Source organism: Microbacterium sp. (assembly GCF_026393345.1).
Lineage (GTDB): Bacteria > Actinomycetota > Actinomycetes > Actinomycetales > Microbacteriaceae > Microbacterium.
The window spans coordinates 1-4,244 of record NZ_JAPLAI010000080.1 but is presented as its reverse complement, the minus strand read 5'-3'; the positions used below and the strand labels follow the sequence as shown (position 1 = coordinate 4,244).

Here is a 4,244-nt window from a genome sequence, read left to right as displayed (position 1 = left end):
CGTGGCCGATCGCGACGAAGACACCGGTCGCCGCCAGCTCGCGCTCGGTGCCGGTGACGGTGTCACGGAGGGTGACGGATTCGAGCTTCTCGTCGCCGTTCAGCCGGGCGATCTCGCTGTTCCATGCCACCTCGATCTTCGGGTGGTCAAGCACGCGCTGCGCCATGATCTTCGAAGCGCGGACCTCGCCGCGACGGTGCACGACGGTCACCTTGCATGCGAAACGGGTGAGAAACAGGGCCTCCTCCATCGCGGAGTCCCCGCCGCCGACGACGACGATCTCCTGCTCGCGGAAGAAGAACCCATCGCAGGTGGCGCACCAGGACACGCCTCGGCCGGTGAGTCGCTCCTCATCCGGCAACCCGAGCTTGCGATAGGCGGAGCCCATGGTGAGGATCACCGCACGCGCACGGAACGTCTCACCCGCGCCAGTCACGATGGCCTTGATCGGTCCGTCGAGGTCGACGCTGACTGCGTCGTCGAGGAGGATGCGGGCGCCGAACCGCTCGGCCTGCTGACGCATCGACTCCATCAACTCCGGTCCGTTGACGGCGTCGACGAACCCAGGGAAGTTCTCCACCTCGGTCGTCGTCATCAGCGCACCACCGGTGGTCACCGAACCGGCGATAACGACCGGGGCGAGGTTTGCCCGGGCCGCGTAGATCGCGGCGGTGAAGCCTGCGGGGCCCGATCCGATGATGACCAGCTCAATCTGTTGATTCGACATGAATCTATATTGACATTCTTCAAAGTAAGGCGCAATCGGCGGCGAGACAGTTCACGGACACTGCACCTGGATGCCAAGAAGCGACCTCCCAATCGGGAAGTCGCCCTCTCGTGGGTCGGTCAGACTGCGCCGACGGGCCTTGCGCCGATCTGCGCAGTACGGATGGCGTGCCGCAGCAGCTGGCACCCTCGGCGTCGAAGCCGCCGGCACCGCCGCAGACCCCGGTGTCGGGAAGGACGAGCTCGTTGCGCTCCGCAGCCTCGTGATCTCCGGCAAGGTGAGCTGCGACGCTGCGGACCTGCTCCTAGCCCGTGAGCGCCAGGAAGGTGGGGGCGCGGCCATAAGACTTCGCACCGACGATGAACAGGTCCTTCTCGGGCTGCGCGAGCTGGCGTGCGCCGGTGGCTCCGACGGAGCCGCAGGAGTGGATGTTCGGGTCGATCTCCGAGGCGATGCTGGCCACGGCGTCGAGCACTGGCGAGGATACGGCCATCGCAGCCGTCCTGGTCGACCGTGTGCACAACGAATGGCTGGCCCTTGCGGCCGCTGTCTACGTCTTTGTCGCGCCCCTGCCGCGCGATTCCCGTCACCGTTGTGCCGTAGAGGACGCGGTCACCCAGCACATCGACGAGTGGGGTGAGGTACTCACTCACCCACTCCGCCCCCGTCGGGTAGCCGTTTGCCGGCGCCGTCCCGGTCGGCTCGAGCAGGCGACGCGCTGCAGTGTCGGTGAGCTCCGGCCAGCCTGAGAAGAGGCGTGCATGACCCCACTCGGACACGGCAGCACCAGCGGAGGAGCCACGCTCGACGACCACGTCATCGACGCCACGTTCGGTTAGATGGGCGGCTGCAGCCGGATGGCCAGCCCAAGCCCGTCATCGATCACGATGGCATCCTCGATCAGTTGCTCGATTCTCAGCGTCAGGACGGCGCCTTTGACTACAGGCGCGCAAAGTCCTGAGCGTCCACTCGCCCAGAGCTATCCGAGGAGCATCGAAGGCATCCGCGGGGCCGCCTCGCTGGCTTAGCGGACGAGGCGTGCGATGGCCTGGGATGCTTCAGTGATCTTGGCCTCGGCAATGTCTCCGCCTGCACGTGCGGCGTCGGTGACGCAGTGGCGGAGATGGTCTTCGAGAAGACCGACAGCAACGCCCTGGAGTGAGCTCGTCAGCGCTGAGATCTGGGTGAGGATGTCGATGCAGTACTTCTCCTCGTCGACCATGCGGTGGATGCCGCGGGCTTGTCCTTCGATCCGTTTGAGACGGGCGAGATAGCGGGCTTTGTCGGTGATGTAGCCGTGTTCGCCGTGTTCGCCGTGTTCGCAGGCGGTGTCGGACTCGACCTGGTCGGTCTCGATGGTGTCGGTCATCGTGGTCTCCGGTTCTGGATTGGTTATCGGTTGAGGATCGCGCGGGCCGTGGTTTCCGGGCGAAGGTCGAGTCGCCGCAGGAGCTGCGCGTTGAGGGCAACCACGATGGTGGACAGGGACATCAGGATCGCCCCGACCGACATCGGCAGCACGAACCCGATGGGGGCGAGGACGCCGGCGGCGAGGGGTACGGAGATCAGGTTGTAGCCGGCGGCCCACCAGAGGTTCTGCTTCATCTTCCGGTATGCGGCGCGGGACAGTTCGATGACGGAGAGCACCGAGCGGGGGTCGTCGCTGGCGAGGATGACTCCGGCAGAGGCGATGGCAACGTCCGTGCCGGCGCCGATCGCGAGCCCGACATCGGCCTGGGCGAGGGCGGGGGCGTCATTGACGCCGTCACCGACCATCGCGACCTTGCGTCCCTCGTTCTGGAGCTCCTGCACCTTCGCGGCCTTGTCCTCCGGTCGGACGCCGGCGAAGACACGGTCGATGCCGAGGTCCTCGGCCACGGTGTGCGCGACGGCTTCGGCATCGCCGGTGATCATCACGACCTGCACACCCAGCGCGTGCAGTGCATCGACGGCTTCGCGCGATTCCGACCGCACCTCATCGGCGAGCTTGAGAGCGCCGATCACACGGCCGTCCTGAACCACGTGGAGGATGATCGCACCGTCATTGCGCCACCGCTCGGCAACGGGCAGCTCCTGCGCATCTTCCTCGGTGAGCAGGTGCGGTCCCCCCACCCGTACAACGGTCCCGTCGACGGTCGCGGTGACGCCGACTGCGGGAGAGGAGGTGAAGTCCGAGCTGCGGGGCACGTCGAGGTGACGGTCGGCGGCGGCGCGGACGATGGCCTTGGCGAGCGGGTGTTCACTGTCGGCCTCCGCGGCGGCGGCCAGGGCGAGCACCCGGTCGGTGTCGTTGCCTTCGACGACTGAGACCTCGGAGACGGTCGGTTCGCCCTTGGTGAGGGTGCCTGTCTTGTCGAACAGCACGGTGTCGACGGTGCGCATGCTCTCCAGCGCGAGCCTGTCCTTCACGAGTACGCCACCGCGTGCGGCGCGTTCGGTGGCGATGGAGACGACCAAGGGGATTGCGAGACCGAGTGCGTGGGGGCAAGCGATGACGAGCACCGTGATGGTGCGGATGACGGCATCATCGGGAAGCCCAACGAGCGTCCACACGATCGCCGTGATCACGCCAGCGCCGAGAGCGAACCAGAACAGCCAGCCTGCCGCCGTGTCGGCAAGGCGCTGCGCGCGCGAGGACGAGCTCTGTGCTTCGGTGACCAGGCGTTGGATGCCGGCGAGAGTGGTGTCGTCACCGGTGGCGGTAATCTCCACGCGCAGCCCGGAGTCGGTCGCCACAGTTCCGGCCGTGACCTGGTCATCGATACCGCGCGTCACGGTGCGGGACTCGCCGGTGACCATTGACTCGTCCATCGACGCGCGACCGTCGACGATGCGACCGTCGGCGGGGACGCTGCCCCCGGGGCGAACGATGACGACATCACCGACGACGAGTTCGGCAGGCGAGACCGTCACGACCTGGTCACCTTCGACGCGTTCTGCTTCGTCGGGCAGGAGCGCGGCCAGGGAGTCGAGAGCGGACGTGGTCTGCGCGAGGGACCGCATCTCGATCCAGTGCCCGAGCAGCATGATCACGATGAGGAGCGCGAGCTCCCACCAGAAGTCGAGCTCGTGGTGCAGCAGGCCGAGGCTCGCACCCCAAGAGGCGATGAACGCAACGGTGATGGCGAGTCGACAGCACCGACGAGGAACGGCTTTCCACCCCAGATGTACATCACTGTTCCCAGTACCGGGGACACCCAGGCCAGGCCGGGAATGTCGGGGAGGGTGTAGCCGAGGATCATCGCGAACATGCCCGACAGCGCGACGGTGGGGACGGCGAGGATCAGCATGATCCAGAACAGGCGACGGAACTGTCCGACGTGGTCGCCATGCCCCGCATGACCCCCGTGTCCACCGTGAGCGTCGTGTCCACCATGTGCGTCATGGCCGGCATGCTCGCCGTGACCCTGGTGGCCCATCGGCGCGCCGCTTCCGTGCGGTGCAGTATCGGGACCGTCGTGGTGCACGGCGGTGTCGTGGTGAGGGGTGTGGACGGGGGGGTCTTCTGTGGCCGCGG

At 66.9% G+C, this 4,244-nt stretch carries 2 protein-coding genes and 2 pseudogenes; all 4 read right to left on the bottom strand.

All coding sequences use genetic code 11. From position 1 onward, the window contains the following. Nucleotides 1–727, bottom strand: a 727-nt coding sequence (locus tag NT132_RS14325; RefSeq protein ID WP_297790221.1) for an FAD-dependent oxidoreductase, incomplete at its 3' end; no start/stop codon positions are given. A 119-nt stretch (nucleotides 728–846) separates the two neighbouring features. Next, nucleotides 847–1,542, bottom strand: a pseudogene (locus NT132_RS14320) (hypothetical protein). Nucleotides 1,543–1,751: 209 nt separating this feature from the next. Continuing rightward, complete coding sequence (locus NT132_RS14315) at nucleotides 1,752–2,096, bottom strand: metal-sensitive transcriptional regulator (RefSeq protein WP_029266204.1); 345 nt, start codon at nucleotides 2,094–2,096, stop codon at nucleotides 1,752–1,754. Nucleotides 2,097–2,119: 23 nt separating this feature from the next. After that, nucleotides 2,120–4,146, bottom strand: a pseudogene (locus tag NT132_RS14310) (heavy metal translocating P-type ATPase). Nucleotides 4,147–4,244 lie beyond the last annotated feature (98 nt).

Coding starts and splice junctions, on each gene's coding strand:
- NT132_RS14315 (WP_029266204.1), bottom strand. CDS start 2,096: ATGACCGACACCATCGAGACCGACCAGGTCGAGTCCGACACCGCCTGC.